11 protein-coding genes and 3 pseudogenes are annotated in these 15935 nt (G+C 67.5%); 5 read left to right on the top strand and 9 right to left on the bottom strand.

Annotated elements, in window-relative coordinates:
• The 9 genes and pseudogenes from HBB12_RS33420 to istA form a co-directional block, all read right to left on the bottom strand.
• Window positions 1-963: an ABC transporter permease gene (locus tag HBB12_RS33420; RefSeq protein WP_236993554.1), complete on the bottom strand. Its 963-nt coding sequence runs from the start codon at window positions 961-963 to the stop codon at window positions 1-3.
• Window positions 960-2507: an ABC transporter substrate-binding protein gene (locus HBB12_RS33415; RefSeq protein ID WP_236993553.1), complete on the bottom strand. Its 1548-nt coding sequence runs from the start codon at window positions 2505-2507 to the stop codon at window positions 960-962. Before HBB12_RS33415 ends, HBB12_RS33420 begins: the two co-directional genes overlap by 4 nt.
• Entirely contained in the window at window positions 2504-4117 is a 1614-nt protein-coding gene (locus tag HBB12_RS33410; protein ID WP_236993552.1) for an FAD-dependent oxidoreductase, read from the bottom strand. The genes HBB12_RS33415 and HBB12_RS33410 overlap by 4 nt, the downstream gene beginning before the upstream one ends.
• Before the next feature lie 2 nt (window positions 4118-4119).
• Entirely contained in the window at window positions 4120-5544 is a 1425-nt protein-coding gene (locus tag HBB12_RS33405) for an MmgE/PrpD family protein (RefSeq protein ID WP_236993551.1), read from the bottom strand.
• 149 nt (window positions 5545-5693) lie between these two features.
• Window positions 5694-6353 carry a S8 family serine peptidase gene (locus HBB12_RS34640; RefSeq protein WP_465251171.1) on the bottom strand — a complete coding sequence of 220 codons (660 nt, stop codon included), beginning with the start codon at window positions 6351-6353 and terminating at the stop codon, window positions 5694-5696.
• Between the two features lie 425 nt (window positions 6354-6778).
• The gene (repB, locus tag HBB12_RS33395; RefSeq protein ID WP_236993549.1) at window positions 6779-7753 is read right to left on the bottom strand and encodes a plasmid partitioning protein RepB; all 975 of its coding nucleotides are present in this window, start codon (window positions 7751-7753) and stop codon (window positions 6779-6781) included.
• Window positions 7750-8964 (bottom strand): plasmid partitioning protein RepA, encoded by a 1215-nt coding sequence (gene repA / locus HBB12_RS33390; protein ID WP_236993548.1) that lies wholly within the window; start codon window positions 8962-8964, stop codon window positions 7750-7752. Before repA ends, repB begins: the two co-directional genes overlap by 4 nt.
• Before the next feature lie 1090 nt (window positions 8965-10054).
• Window positions 10055-10849 (bottom strand): annotated as a pseudogene (gene istB, locus HBB12_RS33385) (IS21-like element helper ATPase IstB).
• Entirely contained in the window at window positions 10846-11889 is a 1044-nt protein-coding gene (istA, locus tag HBB12_RS33380; protein WP_236993547.1) for an IS21 family transposase, read from the bottom strand. Before istA ends, istB begins: the two are co-directional and overlap by 4 nt.
• A gap of 500 nt (window positions 11890-12389) precedes the next feature.
• On the opposite strand from istA, the pseudogene HBB12_RS33375 reads away from it, so the two are divergent.
• From HBB12_RS33375 to HBB12_RS33355, 5 genes and pseudogenes are all read left to right on the top strand, one after another.
• Window positions 12390-12708 (top strand): annotated as a pseudogene (locus HBB12_RS33375) (transposase); the annotation flags it as partial.
• 674 nt (window positions 12709-13382) lie between these two features.
• Window positions 13383-13568 (top strand): annotated as a pseudogene (locus tag HBB12_RS33370) (hypothetical protein); the annotation flags it as partial.
• Window positions 13569-13696: 128 nt separating this feature from the next.
• Window positions 13697-14269 (top strand): helix-turn-helix domain-containing protein, encoded by a 573-nt coding sequence (locus tag HBB12_RS33365; protein WP_236990882.1) that lies wholly within the window; start codon window positions 13697-13699, stop codon window positions 14267-14269.
• Window positions 14245-14772 carry an IS630 family transposase gene (locus tag HBB12_RS33360; RefSeq protein ID WP_236993204.1) on the top strand — a complete coding sequence of 176 codons (528 nt, stop codon included), beginning with the start codon at window positions 14245-14247 and terminating at the stop codon, window positions 14770-14772. The genes HBB12_RS33365 and HBB12_RS33360 overlap by 25 nt, the downstream gene beginning before the upstream one ends.
• Window positions 14773-15451: 679 nt before the next feature.
• On the top strand, window positions 15452-15889 hold the full coding sequence (locus HBB12_RS33355; protein WP_236993545.1) for a hypothetical protein: 438 nt from the start codon (window positions 15452-15454) through the stop codon (window positions 15887-15889).
• Window positions 15890-15935 lie beyond the last annotated feature (46 nt).

Here is a 15935-nt window from a genome sequence, read left to right as displayed (position 1 = left end):
CTAGCTCCGGCGCGGATCGAGGAGGGCGCACAGCCCGTCCGTGGCGAGGTTTGCGACAAGGACTCCGAGGAGGAAGACGAGCGCGCAGGCCTGCACGAGCGGGTAGTCGCGCGCGAAGGCCGCATCGACCATGAGGGCACCGAGACCGGGCAGGCCGAAGATGCGCTCGATCACCACGGTGCCGCCGAGGAGATAGCGGACCTGCAGCCCGACCACCGTGACGAACGGGATCAGCGCGTTGCGCAGGACGTGGTGGAGGAAGATGAAGCGGCCGGGATGCCCGAGCGCACGCGCGACCCGCACGTGCTCGCTCAAGGATTCCTCGATGAGTGCGGCGCGCAGGATGCGGGTGAAGCTCGCGGCCATCGGTGCGGCGATGGCGAGCGCCGGCAGCGTCGCGCTCGAGAGAGCCCCGGTCAGCGAAACCGAGGGCGGGACGTAGCCGAAGCTCGGGAACAGGCCGAGGCCGAAGGCGAGGCTGCCGATCAGCAGGTAGGCGACCCAGAAATCCGGCATCGCGACGCCGAGCACGGCGAGCGTCGTGGCGAGGCTGTCGGGCCACCGGCCGCGCCAGCGTGCCGCCACGGCGCCGAAGACGAGTGCCGTCGTCGTGGCGATGACGAGCGCGTAGGCACCGACGAAGACGGTGACCGGCAGACGCTCGGCGATGAGCCGGGATACCGGGATCCCGCTCGCGACCGCGATCGAGGTGCCGAAATCGCCGTGCAGCGCCGGGAGGAACCAGGCCGCGAACTGGACGGGCCAGGGCTGGTCGAGGCCCCAGCGGGCGCGGTAGGCCGCGACGGAGGCGGGCGTTGCCCCCTCCCCCAGGGCCGTGAGCGCCGGGTCGCCCGGGCCGAGGCGCAGGGCCGCGAAGATGCACAGGGCGCCGAGGAGACCGACCAGGACGACGCCGCCGGCATGGCGGAGAATCGGCCCGGAAAGACGGAAGGCTGCAGTCATGCGCGCAGCTCCAGATGGGCGAACTGGTCGCCGAAATTCGAGTAGGGAAGCTGCGTGAAGCCAACGAGGCGGTGGGTCGCGACCTGATGAATGTTGGAGCAGAAGGCCGGCCAGACCGGCATGTCCTCGAGCATCAGGCGGTCGGCCCTGGCATAGATCGCGGCCCGGCTCCTCGGGTCGAGGGTGGTGCGCCCCTCCGCGAGCAGCGCGTCGAAAGCCGGGTTGGCGTAGCCCTGGAAGTTGCGGGCGCCCGTGGCGCCGAGGATGTCGCCGAGATACTCGTCGTAGTCGACGAGGCCGAGCCAGCCCCAGACCGCGGCCTGGTACGCGCCGGCTCGCAGCTGGGCAAAGACCGCGTTGGTGTCACCGGCCTGGACGGTGAGGCGCGTCCCGAGCGTCTGGTTGATCTGGGCGACGACGATCTCGCCGAAGCGCCGCCACCAGGACGAGCCCCAGACGAGAACGCTCGCCGTGATGGCCTCGGGCCGGTAGCGTGCCTTGGCGAGCTCGGCGCGGGCGCGGTCCGGATTGTAGGTCACGAGATCGGGAAGCGGGCCCTGATGCGCCAGCAGCGCGGGGGGCAGCAGGCCCGGCGTCGCGGTGCCCTCGCCGAACAGGACGGCCTTGACGAGGGCGTTGCGGTCGAAGGCCATCGAGAGGGCGCGGCGCACGTGGAGGTCGTCGAACGGCGCCTGCCTGTTGTTGAGCGCCACGTAGCGCGTGTTCAGTCCGGGTTGCTTGAATACCTGCAGCGCGGGCCGCGCCTCGAGGGCGCGGACATCGGCGAAGGGGGCCGTGCTCGTGAGATCGACGGCCTGGCCGAGGAGAGCGGTGAGCCCGCTCGACTCTTCGGGGATCAGCAGGACGTCGACCCGTGGAATCCGAGCGGGTGGGCCGAGGTGTTGGGCGGCCGCCTCGAGCTCGACGCGCTCGTTGGGCCGCCATGCCCGCACGCGATACGGACCGCTGCCGACGGGTGCACGCGCGAACGCCTCGGGTCCGAGCTCCCGCAGGGCCGCACGCGACACGATCTGCGTCCCCGTGCGGGTGTTGGTGAGGGCGCTGAGCAGGGGGGCAAAAGGAGTGCGGGTACTGATCCGCAAGGTCAGCGGATCGCGGATGGTGACCGCCTCGATCGCCGTGAGCTTGCCCCGGTTCGGCGAGGCGGTGGCTGGATCGAGCACGCGCTCGAGAGAGAACTTGACGTCGTCGGCCGTGACCGGTGCGCCGTCGTGGAAGCGCGCCTCGGGCCGCAGGCTGAACTCGAGCGTCGTCGAGTCGAGGACGCTGAAGCGGGCCGCGAGATCGCCCTCGATCTCCATGCGGGCGTTGAAGCGCAAGAGGGCGTTGAACAGCGCCCAGATCACATAGTTTTCCGAGAGGAGGCTGGCTTTGGCCGGATCGAGGGTGTTCAGCACCGAGAATCCGGCGATGGCCGCGCGCAGGGTCGCGGTGGGCTCGGCGCGGACCAGGCCCGCGCCGGCGAGCGGGCTGAGGACGGCACCGGCGACGAGGCTGCGCCGAGTCAGGACGGACGGGGTCACGGGTGATCTCCTTGGCGGGACGCGGCGGTCACGGTTGGAAGGTCCGGAGGGCTCAGGTTCGAAGGGGCGAAAGGCGAACCGAACAGTCGCGAGACTTCGTCCGTGTAGGCCTCGACGGCGGCGCGCCGGGCGGCGGCGTCCCAGCCCAGCGCCTCGCCAACGGTTGCGGCGGCGCGCACGATCTCGTGCGATGCGAGGGGCTCGCCCCAGGCGGCGCCGGTGCGCCGGAACAGCACGTCGGCGAGCGTTGCGGCGTGCTCGCGCTCGACCGCGCGCTGCAGGTCGGCGACGGCGGAGGGCGTGCCGGGCCGAAGCGCCTCGCCGATCAGGCCCGGCGGCACCTCCGGCCCGGAGTAGCGCACGGCCTGGGCGGCACGACGGGGGATGAGGCCGCAGGCAGCCGTGTCGGCGAGCAGGCGCCCGGCGGAGCGATGGCTCATCACCGGACCGGCCGTCAGGGCGAAAACACCCGGCAGACCGTCCGCGCTAAGGTCGTGGAGTTCGCGCGAGCGCCGGCCGAGCGGCAGTGCGGGGTCGTAGGTCAGCGGCCGGACCCCCGCCCAGCTCGCGACGACAGCCTCGGGACTCAAGCGACAGCCCGGCAGGAGATGGTGCGCCTCGGAGAGCAGGAACGCGGCCTCGTCCGGCGTGACCGCTGCAGCGTGGGGGTCCCCCTCGTAGGGCGTCTCGGTCGGCCCGAAGAAGTGGAGGTTGCGCCAGGGGATGCAGTAGAACGGCTCGCCCCGGCGGCTCAGCGTGGCAATCCCCGTCCCGGCGCATTCCGCAGGGAGCCGCACCAGGATATGCGCCCCCTTGGTGCCGACGACACGGCGTCGGGCGTGCGGGACGACCCCGCGCGTGACCGCATCGATCCCGGTGCCGGCAAGGTTAAGGACCCGGCGGGCCGTGACGTGGACGGGCGGCTGCGTACTGAGGGTGTCGCTCAGGCGCACCTGCCAGCCCCCCCCGGGGAGCGATCCGAGGAGAGCGGCGGAGGTGTAGTTGCGGACCCGGGCGCCACAGCGCTCCGCGTCTAGCACCGCGTCGAGGCAGAGCCGCTCGGGCCAGTCGATCTGATACTCGCGGAAGCAAGCGACGGCTTGAAGCCGCTCGGGGTCCCGCAGGGCGCGCAGGAGCGGGCGGGCCGTGGCCTCCTCGGGCGACAGGCGCTTGTAGTCGAGGGGGACGGAGGTCCCCGCCCCGAGCCCCGCGAGGATTCCGAAGGCGGCGTCGATCTGCCAGGACCGATAGGGACCATCCCGGTAGACGGGAAAGCAGAAGCGCATCGCGGTCACCCGCTCGGGAACCGTACGGACGAGTTCGGCCCGGGCCATCATGGCTTGACGCGCCATGCGCAATGCCGTGAGCAGCCGATCGGGCCGGATGAGAAACTCGGCGAGCGAGCGGCCTGGGGCGAGGTAGCGCAGGCCGCAATGCAGGAGACGGCTCGAGCGGGCGGTGGCGCCGGCCCCAAAATCGGCCTTGTCGACGAGGAGCACGTCGTGGCCGGACGCCGCGAGGTGCTGGGCGGCGCTCGCCCCGTTGATGCCGGCACCGATCACCAGCACGTCGACGGCGAGGCCGGAGAGGTGGGAGAGAGGAGCGCGCATGCTCAATGCATCCCGCTGGCGGCCTGGAGCGCCGCGATCAGAGGCTTGATCGAAGTCGCGCGCGAGAGGTCGCCCACGGCCTCGATCAGCGGATCGACCGGGCCCCGCGCGAGACCGCGGAGCTTGGCAGCGAGCGCCTCGTCCGACAGGAGGGTTTCGGGATTCCATGGGTCGCCGCACGCGGTGTCGCTCTCGGCCCGAAGGATCCTCCCGTCGGCGAGGTGGACCTGGATTCCGCCGGGAAGCGCGCGCATCTGATTGTGGGTGAGGCTGTGCACAAAGTCCTCGCCGCGCGGATGAGCCTCGAATCGGACCTTGGCGCGCAAGTCGGCAACGGCCGGGTCGTCGTCCCAGCGCGGGTCGCACCAGGCCGGGCCCGGCGGCACGCCGAGGAGCCGCATCGCGATGAGGTGAGGATAACTGAACTGCCGGCTCGCGAAGGTGCGGGGCGTTTCTTGCGTGAAGCGGGCCGAGGCGGTGAGCGGGCCGGTCTCGACGACGATCGCCGTGATGGCGTCGGCGGCGGGGTGCTCGCTCGCCAGGATCGCCTCGAGGGCGGTCAGCACCGGATGCGTGAAGCGGCAACTCGGCCAAGGCTTGTAGGTGATGTAGGCGATGAGCCAGCGTTCACCGAGCCCCGCGGTCAGGTGCGCCTCGGTGGGCGAGGCCGCGCCCGAGAGCCGCGCCAACCCGCTCGGTCCGTCGAGGATCGTTGGAAATCCCCGGGTGCCTGCCTCGGCCGCCAGAGCGCCGCCGGCCCCGGTGACGGCGCACCAGCCCGCATCGCAATACTTCGCGTTCGGCAAGTCGATCGCCGCAGCCCAGTGTGCCCCGGCCGGTACCGGCGTATTCGCGCCTGCCAAGCCGATGGTCTGCGCGAACAGGGACGCATCCTGCTCAAGGAGCCGTGCGGCCGCACCGGCTGCTGCGAGGACGACGGGCGCGGCGACGCCCCAGACGGATGGAAATCCCGTGACCCGCCCGTCCTCGACCTCGATCATCGGTCCGATCTGGCTCGCGAGCCGGGCGCCGAGTTCGTAGCCGGTCAGGATCGCGCTCAGGAATGCCGCACCCGACTGCATCCGCGCTTCGGCGAGCCCGAGTGCCGCTGCAACCGCCCCGACGCCGAAATGGGCACCGACCGGAAACGTCTCGTCGAGGTCGAGGGCATTGGCGATGCGCGCATTGGCGTAGATGGCGCCGAGGAGGCCGAGGCGGGGTCCGCCAGCGACGAAGACGGGAGTCCCGCCGCCGAGGGCGAGACCGAACCGGCGGGCCATCGGCCCGATCTCGGTATCCGCTCCTGCAAGGAGGCATCCGAGCGTGTCGAGCAGGAGACGCTCGGTCTCATGGCGCACGGGCGCCGGGACCTCGGCCCAGGTCAGGGCACTGAACGTCCGGGCGAGTTGGAGGGTGGCGGGAGGCAAGCCGTGAGATCCTCGTGCGGGGTGTTTCGCCCCCGCACTTCACGACCTGCCGCAGCGTTCAGCAAATACAGGAATGATGCACTGGTATGCCTCGGCGAAGTCTCGGCGATCGGTGGAGGCGGACCATTTCGACAACCACGTGATCTGTCTCAGACCGGCTCCGCGGCTTCGGTGCCGGCGATCCGGCCCTTCAGCGTGCGCCGCACGCGACGCGTTGTGTGCGGGTCCGCCCGCCAGGCCGCGGTGTCCATCAGCGGGGCGCGGTGTGTCTCCGGCCATTGATCGGGCAACGTAATCTGGAGGCGACCGACGACGTGCCCTGCGACGCCCGCCGCCGCGCTCGTGCCGAAAAACGGCGCCAGCGGCGCCCTCGCGGTCTGCGAGCCCGACGCGAGCAGCGACATGGCCTGGCGTCCACAGCAGAAACCCACCTCATCCGACGTCATGGTGCCGGTCTCGACCAGTACGTCCGCGGTGATCGGCGTCAGGCCGTCGGCAAGCGCCGTGGGAACCGCGGCTGGACGGGCTATGGTGGTCGGCGCACGGCCGGCTTGAGCGTGCGTGGTAGCGCCAGCGCCCCCTCCCGAGTGACGCTGCCCATACTCAGCTTGATCCAGCCGTGGGATGGATTCTCGGGCGATTGCGACGAGACAATATCGACCATCGTCCTGCCCACCACCTCGCCGGTCACAATGAGGACGAACCGCGTCCAGAACTACACCTGCGGTCGTCGGATCGTGTCGTGACGGGCCAACGCATTCGTGCAGCCTCAGGCCGCAGAGTGTATCCTTCAAGGATGCACAGATCACCTGACTGGCCTACCGCCGCGACCGGATCAGGTCCGTCCGCTCGAACTTGTGGGGCCAAGGCTCGGCGGTGTAGCGGTCAGGTCTCGCCGATAGCCTGATGGCTTAACGCCGCGGACGACCCGCCGGTCACAGCGTTCTCGGTTCGAGGTGATCCCGGACGCGAGACGCTGCTGTAGTATACGCGCCCGATGTCCGGCCGGCTGGGACAGCCCCGTCATGATGAATCAGGCCGTCCCCCCTCCCCTCCCTGCGATCCTCGGGCAGTTCGGCGGCGACATCGCACCGTTACCACCGACGACATCCTCGCCCCGGTCCTGTCGGCATGTCGTCGAAGAACGAGCCTGCGCATCAAGCGCAAGCCACTCCTGACGCGAGCCGAAGTCGTGGTGTCCGGCCCCTCATGGACTCGCAACTTCGCCGGAGCCTCACTCGTCGCGAATGCGGCTGCGCTCGAAGGCCTCGAACAGATTGGGAAGCTGCTCCAGCAAGTAGTGGGCGAACCCCCCTTCCCTGGTCAGCGTCACGCGGATGTCCTTGGCCGTCTCCTGAACCTTGGCAACCGGCTTCTCGTTGCAGAACACGGTGCGAATGAGCTTTGACTCGGCCGGTGTTGCAGTGGCCGCTTTTAGGAGGGCAAGGAATCTGTCATCTGACGCCCCCCTGAACTGCGGGTCGTGGATGACTCTGCCTGCACGCTCAAGTGCTGCTTCGTCCTTGAGCGCGTCGGCCAGAGCCTGCCAGCGCCCACGCCCGACTTTGGGTGCACGACCTATGGCCTCGGCGATGTCGGGCGGAACGGCGCGAGCAACGGTAATCAGCTTCGACGCTTCCGCCCGGTCGATGGCCAATGCCTCTTGGATAACAGATCGTTCATAGCCTGCATCCTCCAAACGGGCCGCGAAGAAGGCGCGCTCAATGAAGCTCAGGTCCTCGCGTGCCGCGTTCTCGACGCCTTGGGCAACGATCAGGTCTTCGTCCGTGAGTTCGCGAACGACGGCCTTGACCGGCAGGCCGAGCTCGCGCGCGACCCGCACCCTGCGATGACCATAGGCGCTCTGATAACGTCCGCTCTTGAGCGGACGAACGAGAATCGGAATCTCCTGCCCGCGTTGAGCGATGGAAGCCTTCAGCGCCTCGTAGGTTGGATCATCGGCTTCATGAAAGCGATCGACGATGGGTGACGCATCGATGAGGTCTGCATCGATCGTAACGATCGATGCGCCGGACTGAAGCTGCTGGCGCAGCTCTTCGTTCTCCCGCTCGGAGTCGGTCAGGGTCGAGCGGAGTGCGTTGACCGAGCCGGATGGGATCCGGGGTTTGTTGTCTGCTGACAACGGCGGTTGGATGGCGAAGAGAGCGCTGATCGCACGGGTGCGGTTGGTTCCAGTTGTCTTCGTCATCGGCCCCACGCCTGTTTGATCAAATGTGTGATCTCGGCATTCACCGCATCGACGGATTCGAGTGCCCTGTCATAGGCCGCTCGACCGACCGACCCACGCTCCAGCTCATAGAGGGACTGCTTCGTCAGTCCCGCATTAGCAACGGCTGTCGACTTCCAGGCGGCAGCGTTCAGTACGTCGTCGCCGAACAGATTGCGCAACAAGGCGACGATCTGCGTCTCGGGCACGTCGTTCGGATCATGCCGGGTGACGACGTAGCGGATGAAATCGTGATGCAGGTGTCCACCAGCATCCTCAATCACGGACATCAGATCCGAGGTCATAAGGAGGAATTGGCTCATGGACGCCATGTCGACCATCTGCGGATGGATGGTGACCACCATAGCAGTCGCCGCGTTGAGAGCCCCCATGGTGAGGTAGCCCAGTTGCGGTGGGCAGTCGATCACGACCACATCGTAATCCGACTCGACTTCGCCCAGAGCGGTTGCAACCCTCCTGAAGAACATGTCGTGGCCACGGGCCTTTCGGTCAATCATGGCGCGTGGTGTCTGATGTTCGAACTCCATCAACTCCAGATTTCCGGGAACGATGCTGACGCCGTCGAAATAGGTCGGCCGGATGACCTCCCGTGTAGGCCGGCGCTCGTCGTCGTAGCGGATCGCACCGTAGAGTGTCTCATTTCGGTCGATATCGAATTCCGGCTGATACCCGAACATCGACGACAATGACGCTTGCGGATCCAGATCGATCGCCAGAACCCGGAAACCACGCAAAGCCAGATACTGCGCCAGGTAGAGCGATGTCGTGGTTTTCGCTGAACCGCCCTTGAAGTTGGCGACCGCGATCACCTGCAACGGCTCGCCTGGACGACGTCGTGGCAGGAACTGCATGGCCTCGCGAGGTCGCGCTTCAGCGAGATAGGCTCGCAGTTCGTTGACCTGTGTGAGCGTGTAGGACCGGCGCCCACCCGTCGCTATGGCCGGCGCCGGTCCAAGTCCATCGATCGAGAGCTGCCGCAGGTATCCGTCGGACACCCCTACAAATTTTGCGACCTCTCCTGAACTGAAGGACCGCAGCATTTTCTGGGACGCTGGGGGGAACAGCGACGCGGTGAGGTTCCGAAGTTGGCCGGACAAGAGAGAGGCGTGACGGTTCACGCGCTGCGCGGCAGTCTCAACGACCTCTGAATGCGTGTGGGGTACTTGCGTCATTCATGATCCATCCGAGACGGCATCAGCGCGTAAAACGCTGTCTCACCGTCTCTCGATAGACGACATAGTTCGCACCGGCTGGCAAGGAATTAAGGGTAAACCGCTCCTTAACGGATGCCCTCGTTGTCAGCAGACAACAAGCGGGTTTTATGAGCATCACCTCGCACCGCCCTGGTGGCCGCCGAGGGCAGCCGTGGTGCACACAGGCGCCGACACGAGCTCTCTCCCAAGCTGACGGCCACATACCTTCCAACCCTCACGCATCATGCTGGGGTGGAGATTGGTGCCGGTCGCGTGAGAGCAGCTTCGTAGCACCCGTATGTCCCGGCGCCTTTCGCGTCATCGACGCGCTGATTCCCGAACCACGCCTACAGGGTGGTCCTGCCCCCACACGCAAAGATGGCGGGATATGAACGACCGCCCGTTATATGGGCTCAATATGTACGGTGTAGACGCGACGCCCAACATCGCGATCACGGCCTTCGCCTTTATGACAGCACTCCGGCACGTGGACCGTCCAAGTCCGCGTCATGAGCGCGAACTTTTTTTGCAACACGTTCGCGACATAGCGGGAACTTTGATGAGCAGAGCAAATTCTGGCGTCGTTCCCTTGGCGCTCGTGTAAAGAAGAGACGATCCCGAGAACGCGCATCCACCCATGCCAAGGCGTTGTGCCGTTCGTCGCATGAGGCGATCGACCTCGCGATGGTTCTGCTGACTCTTAATATTATTGATCGCAACGCCCTATGCAGCGGGATGCCAACTTGGAAGATCCGGAAAGCCACGACATGCGCTGCATGGTCTCCGCCGACGAGAGGTCGCCTGCGTTGACGCACCTGTGGCGTGGGCATCAGCACGATGCCGGCTTACGCCGGTGCAGCGCATGAGGGGAGGGGGTAGGGCACTCGGGTGTAGCCAGGGCGGATTTGGCACCGAACGGCTCTGCGCGTCGAGCACGGCCTCAATCTCGTGGCCTCGGCCTGATGCCTGACGAGCAGCACGGGAAGTGACCATTCGATGCGCTATGTCAACGCCGATTGAAGTCTGACCCACTTTTGGCTTTGTCGCCGATCGTAACCTGACCCACCCCTCACGCAGGAACGGCTGGTTCCCGCACTGGCCGCGCCACCAGCCCGGCGCGCCGCTTGTCCTTCAGCCGGTAGCTCTCGCCCGTGATCGTCACCACGCTGGCATGGTGCAGCACCCGGTCCAGCATCGCCGCCGTCAGCACCGCGTCGCCCGCAAACGCCTGGTCCCACGCCCCGAACGACAGGTTCGAGGTCAGGATCATCGCGCCCCGCTCGTAGCGCTTGGCCGCCACCTGGAAGAACAGGTTCGCCTGCTCGCGCGCAAACGGCAGGTAGCCGATCTCGTCGACGATCAGCAGCCGGTAGAGGTTCACCGCCCGGTGCATTGCCTCCTTCAGGCGCCCCTGGCGCTGTGCCGTCTCCAGCGTCAGAACCAGGTCCGTCGCACTGGTGAAGCGCACCTTCATCCCACGCTGCGTCGCCAGGTAGCCGAGCGCGATCGCCAGATGCGTCTTGCCCACGCCGGACGGACCCAGGAACACCACGTTCTGCGCCCGCTCCACGAAGGCCAGGCTGGCCAGTTCCTAGATCTGCGCCCGCGGCGCCCCGGTGGCGAAGCCGAAGTCGTAGCCCTCCAGCGTCTTCACCGCCGGGAACCCCGCCACCCGGGCGAACATCTCCCGCGCCCGGGTCCGCCGGGCCTCGCGCTCGGCCCGCAGCACCTCCTCCAGGAAGACGGCGTAGGGCGTGTCGCGCTCGGAAGCCGCCTGTGCGAGCGCGCCGTAGACCGCGGGCACCGCCTGCAGGCGCAGCTCGGCGCAGAGTTCGGCGAGGCGGGTATGCTGCAGGTCGCTCATGCCGGTTCTCCCGTCATCAGGCCCGAGAGCCCGTCGTAGAGCGCCAGCGGGTGCTGCAGCCCGACCACCGGATGGGCGGGAGCCGGCACCGCCGGAGCCTGGATCTGACGCACCGAGCGGCCGCCATAGGGCGGCGGCACCGGCTGCAGGTGCGCCCGCTCCACCTCCAGGCGCTCGGCCGGTACCGCGCCGGTCGTGGCCTGGACCCGCTGGTTGGCGACCGTGCGCAGCCAGTGCCCCGCCGCAAGATTGGCCGCCTCGCGATCGAGCACCAGCCCCTCCTGGCTCAGCCGGCTGGCCAGCGGCACGTAGAAGCTGCCGCGCAGGTAGCGGATGAAGCGCTCGACCTTGCCCTTCGTCTGCGCTCGCCCGGGCTGGCATAGCCGGGGCCGGAAGCCGCAATGGCGGGCGAAGTCCAGGAAGCCGGCCTGGAAGCGATGACGTCCGCGACCGTAGGCGTTCCTCTCCACCACCACGGTGCGCATGTTGTCGTAGAGCACCTCGCGCGGCACGCCCCCGAAGGCCAGGAAGGCGTTCTCGTGGGCGGCGATCAGCGTCTCGAGGCGCTCGTCGGTCACGAACTCCAGGTAGGCCGCCCGGCTCCAGCCCAGCGTTGCCACGAACACCGAGAGCCGGTCGGCGCCGCGCCGCATCACCGCCCAGTCGACCTGCATCTGCTCGCCCGGCGCGGTCTCGAAGCGCACCGTCGGCTGCGGGGCCGGCGCCGGCGCCAGGCCGGCGACGAACTCCTTGAGCATCGTGTAGCCGCCCGCATAGCCCCGCTCGCGCAGCTCGCCGAGCAGCACGCTGGCCGGGATCCGCTCCGGCGCCGCAGCCGCCAGACGCTCCACCACGTAGCCCTTGAACGGATCGAGCTTGCCCGGTCGGGGCGGTCGCTCCTTGTAGCGTGCCGCCGCCTCGTCGCGCAGATAGCGCCTCACCGTGTTGCGCGACAGACCCGTCGCGCGGGCAATCTCGCGGATGCCCTTCCCGTGCCGATGCAACACCCGGATCTCCAACGCTGCCTCCTCACCCACCATCCGGGCCTCCTCCCGCAGAAGGAGCCCAGCCTACGGCCTGGGTCAGGATTCAATCGGCGACCGGGTCAGTTTCACATCGGCGGCTACACGCTACGTGGATAATGCTCCGCTCAGCAGCCGGCGAACAGCCGTCTGCACCTGCTGCTGCATAACACGACGGGCGACCACGACTGACACCGCCTGCTCGCCTGCGACCAGTTCGAGCAGCACCGAGTAGAGCCGCTCATCACCCAACCTGTAAAATCCAGCCACGTCACCGTGGGATCGATGCAGCCGCATCCCTTTGAGTGTGTCTGGGCGAATGCGAGAGAGGTCGCATGCGCGCCCATCATGGCGCTGTCGCAAGCGGGATCTCTCGCGGGGATGGCCATCGGCTGTGACGGGTAGGATCGAGTTGTAAGCCACCAACCCTGAACCCGGGAGCCCCCCCGAATCCCGGCTCCACGACGAGGCTGTGGGCGCTGGCTGAGAGGAGCGCTCACGCGGACGTGCTGCGCGAGATGACCGGTATTACCTGCGAGCAGCCGATGAACCTGAAGGTCACTGGCATGACTGGGGCGGCGAAAAGCGAGAAGAGCCCGGAGTAGCTGACCCGGCGCAACAGCTTGCCCCGGACTCGATCCGCGGACTACCGTGACCGGGACTGGCAGCGGCGGGTCGGCACCGTCGAGCCGGGCGTCCCGGAGCTGGAGACGGGGGAGCGACTTCCCGAGTTCCCTGGAGCCGTACCGGATGACCGAGAAGGCGCTGACCGCGGTGATCGAGGAGGCCCATATCCAGAGTATCTCGACCCGAGCCGCCGATGATCTGGTCCAAGCATCAATGCCTGCTTTCGTCGGCAGAGTGCGCAAGACGATCGACTAAAGCCGAACGTGGGACGGGAATTACATGATCGTGACGGTCCGCAGCCGACTGCTGCGCTGTGACGCCATGGTAAGCGCAAAGCATCATCCCAAGCGCAAGGTCATCGAGGACGCGCACGACGCACCATCCTTGCCCTGAGCGAATGCAGTTCGGGGTTTTCAACGGCGCGGCGATGCAACGAGGAGTGGCTCGATCGGGTACGGTGATGTCGCTCACCAACGAGCAGTCGCGCGACCTCGCGGACATCGGGACCGAGATCGCGTCGTGGTGGTTGACGAAGCCAGGGGAGGGGAGGGGGGGAGACGTCCACCTCTCGCCGGCGTTGGATCGGCAGAGGTCCGGACGACACCGGGACGAACACCTGCATCGATGCATCTTAGCAGTAGCGAACTACCACCACCAACCACCAAAAAGCTTGTCCGGAGTTTATATGACTCAATCGACTGTCGGACACTCTAAAATAAATGAAGGCCTTCGAGATAACCGCGCTGGCTCCTCTTACTTTAAGCGCAAACCAAATTGCATGATTGGGCAGACAGTCGGCAGGTCGTGACCCTGGGGATGGCTGGCCGGAGCGGTTCAGTCCCGTGTTGGGTGCTGGGTCGCCCGCACCCCTTGTCGACTGGCGAATAGGCTCATTCCCTGTCGGGGCGAGCTGCAGCGACATTGAGCACGTCAGCAAGGAGGAATTGATCGAGTTGGTAGCGCGCTTGCACAGGCCGGAGAAGATATCACGTACGTCCTCCAAGCCTCCGGCGAGCGACCACAAGGCGCGAGGCGAGACGTCCCGCCCCATCGCTGCCAAGTCCGGGCACCCAAGTCCGGGAACGAAGGGCGCAAGCGAGCGCTGATACGATTTCCGTATGATTCGATCAGCTTAGCTGTGAACTGACGGGTGTGCTGGCGCATTGGTCGGGCATGCTGTTTGTCGAAGGAGGCGGCGATGGCTGGCCCGGTAGCCCACCTGAGCGTGTCGGAGTTGGCGGAGCGCTTCACGGCCTGCCGTGACGCGCGCACCGCCCGCCAGACCCAGGCGATCTGGCTTCTGGCCAAGGGCCACAGTTTCGCAGAAGCCGCCGCGGCGACCGCCTTCAGCGAACGCTGGGTGCGCCGTTTGTGCGAGCGCTACAACGCTGAGGGGGTCGAGGCGCTGGGTGATCGGCGCCGCCACAACGGGGCCGCGGCCAGCCTCCTGACGCCAGATGTCCTCGAGCGATTGCGTCAGCGCCTGGCCGAGCCGCCGCCGGACGGGGGCGTGTGGACGAGCCGCACGGTGGCGGACGTCCTGGCCCAGGACCTGGGGCGCGAGCAGGTGGCGGTGCAGCGCGGCTGGGAGGCGCTCAAGGCGCTGGGCTGGTCGCTGCAACGGCCGCGCCCGCGCAACCCGCGCGCGGCCACGCCCGAGGCTGCGCAGGCTTTTAAAAAAAGTTGGCGCAGGCCGTCGACGAGGAGGAGGCCCGTGAGCCGCGCCTGCCGGTCGTCGTCTACGCGATGGACGAGCACCGCCTCGGCCTGAAGCCGGTCACGCGACGGGTCTGGGCGCCGGCGGGAGAGCGGCCGGTGGCGCTGGGCCAGCATCGCTTCAAGTGGCTGCACGTCACCGCCTTCGTGGCGCCGGCCATGGGCGAGACGGTGTGGTACCTCTCCAACGGCCTGTCCAAGCCGTTCTTCGAGCGACTCTTGGCCGACTTCGCGCGCGAGGTCGGAGCCGGCACGCGCTGCCGGGCGGTGGTGATGCTCGACAATGCCGGCTGGCACACGCAGCCCAATCTAAGCGTGCCCGAGGGTGTGCGGCTCGTCTACCTGCCGCCCTATACGCCCGAACTGCAGCCGGCCGAGACGTTGTGGCCGCTGGTCGATGAGCCGGTGGTCAACCGGTACATCGCCAACCTGGATGAGTTGGAACGCGTGGTCGAGCAGCGGTGCGCGACCTTAAGCGAGCAGCCCGACCTCATCAGCTCACGCACAAGCTTCCACTGGCTGCCCAAAACCGCAAAGCCAAAGCCCAAGCTGGCCTAATCAACCGGAAAGCGTATGAGACCTGATCCGGATCAGGTCGTGGTGCATCGGTCCGCCGCGGGCTCGGCCTATGACGAGCCACTGCCCATCGGTCTGCCGGCAGGGGTCGTCAGCGTGCGTGAGCGGATAGACCTGCCGCTGGCTCTCCTCCGGTCGAGCTGCATCGCCGCCAATATGTGACGTGCACGGTCCGCCGGAACAGGGTCGTCGCCCCACGGCTAGCGGAGGCTGACGGGACGCCGTTCGAGCCGCTCCTGCACGCGGTGGCGACCGATCTGAGGACCTTTCGGGCGCTCTCCTATGAACGGTTGCAGGACGCCTTGTCGGACTTGTTCGGGCTGAGGCTCAGCCAAGGCGAGCTGATGAACCTGCTGCGGCGCGCTCGAGGCTGCTTCGCGGAAGGGCCGCGATGCGGCACCGGGGCGCCTGCGCAAGGCTCCTGTGGTGGCCTCAGACGGGACGGGGTCCGCATCGAGGACGCCAACAGCGACCATTGGGTTATACCGCCGAGAGGATGCGGTCGTGCACCCTGTCGCCCCGAGCCGGGCGGCATTCACGATCAGCAAGGTGATGGCCGGGCATCGGCCGGCGGAGCGGACATCCGACAGGTACTTGGCTCAGCGGGGGCACGGCGAGCGTCGGCAGACCTGCCTGGCGCACCTCGCCCGCGACGTGACCTATGCAGTCGCAGCGGGACACGACCTGCTCGCCCTTCGGCTCGAGTGGGTGGCTCCACAAGGCCTTTGGGCTGGCCCGCGGACTGATCGAACTGGCGGCCTCGACCCTCGCGCGCAAGCGGCGCGAGTTGGACGAGAACCTCGACGCCATCCTGAAACGTCCAGCGACGTACGATCCGGCCCGGACGTCCCAGACACGCATGCATGGCGCGCGCAACAAACTCCTGACCTTCGTCGCCTTCCCTGGACAGGTCGCGGCAGCCAACAAGGCCCGCGAGCGCGACCTGCGGTTAGCAGTCGTCCAACGCAAGATGCCGAACGGCTATCGGGCGTTGTGGGCCCCCGAAAGCGTGGCGGACGTGCGCAGTGTCATCACCACCGCCGCGCTCAGGACCAAGGCGACGCCCTTCGCCTCTCTGCTCGGCACTATCACCGCCTGATACCCCCCATCCCGAATCGGACCGGAGCACGAACGCCCGCGCCAAA

It is taken from the genome of Methylobacterium sp. SyP6R (assembly GCF_019216885.1).
GTDB lineage: Bacteria > Pseudomonadota > Alphaproteobacteria > Rhizobiales > Beijerinckiaceae > Methylobacterium.
Note: the sequence above shows the minus strand (reverse complement) of the source record. Positions and strands in the feature narration are given on the sequence as shown.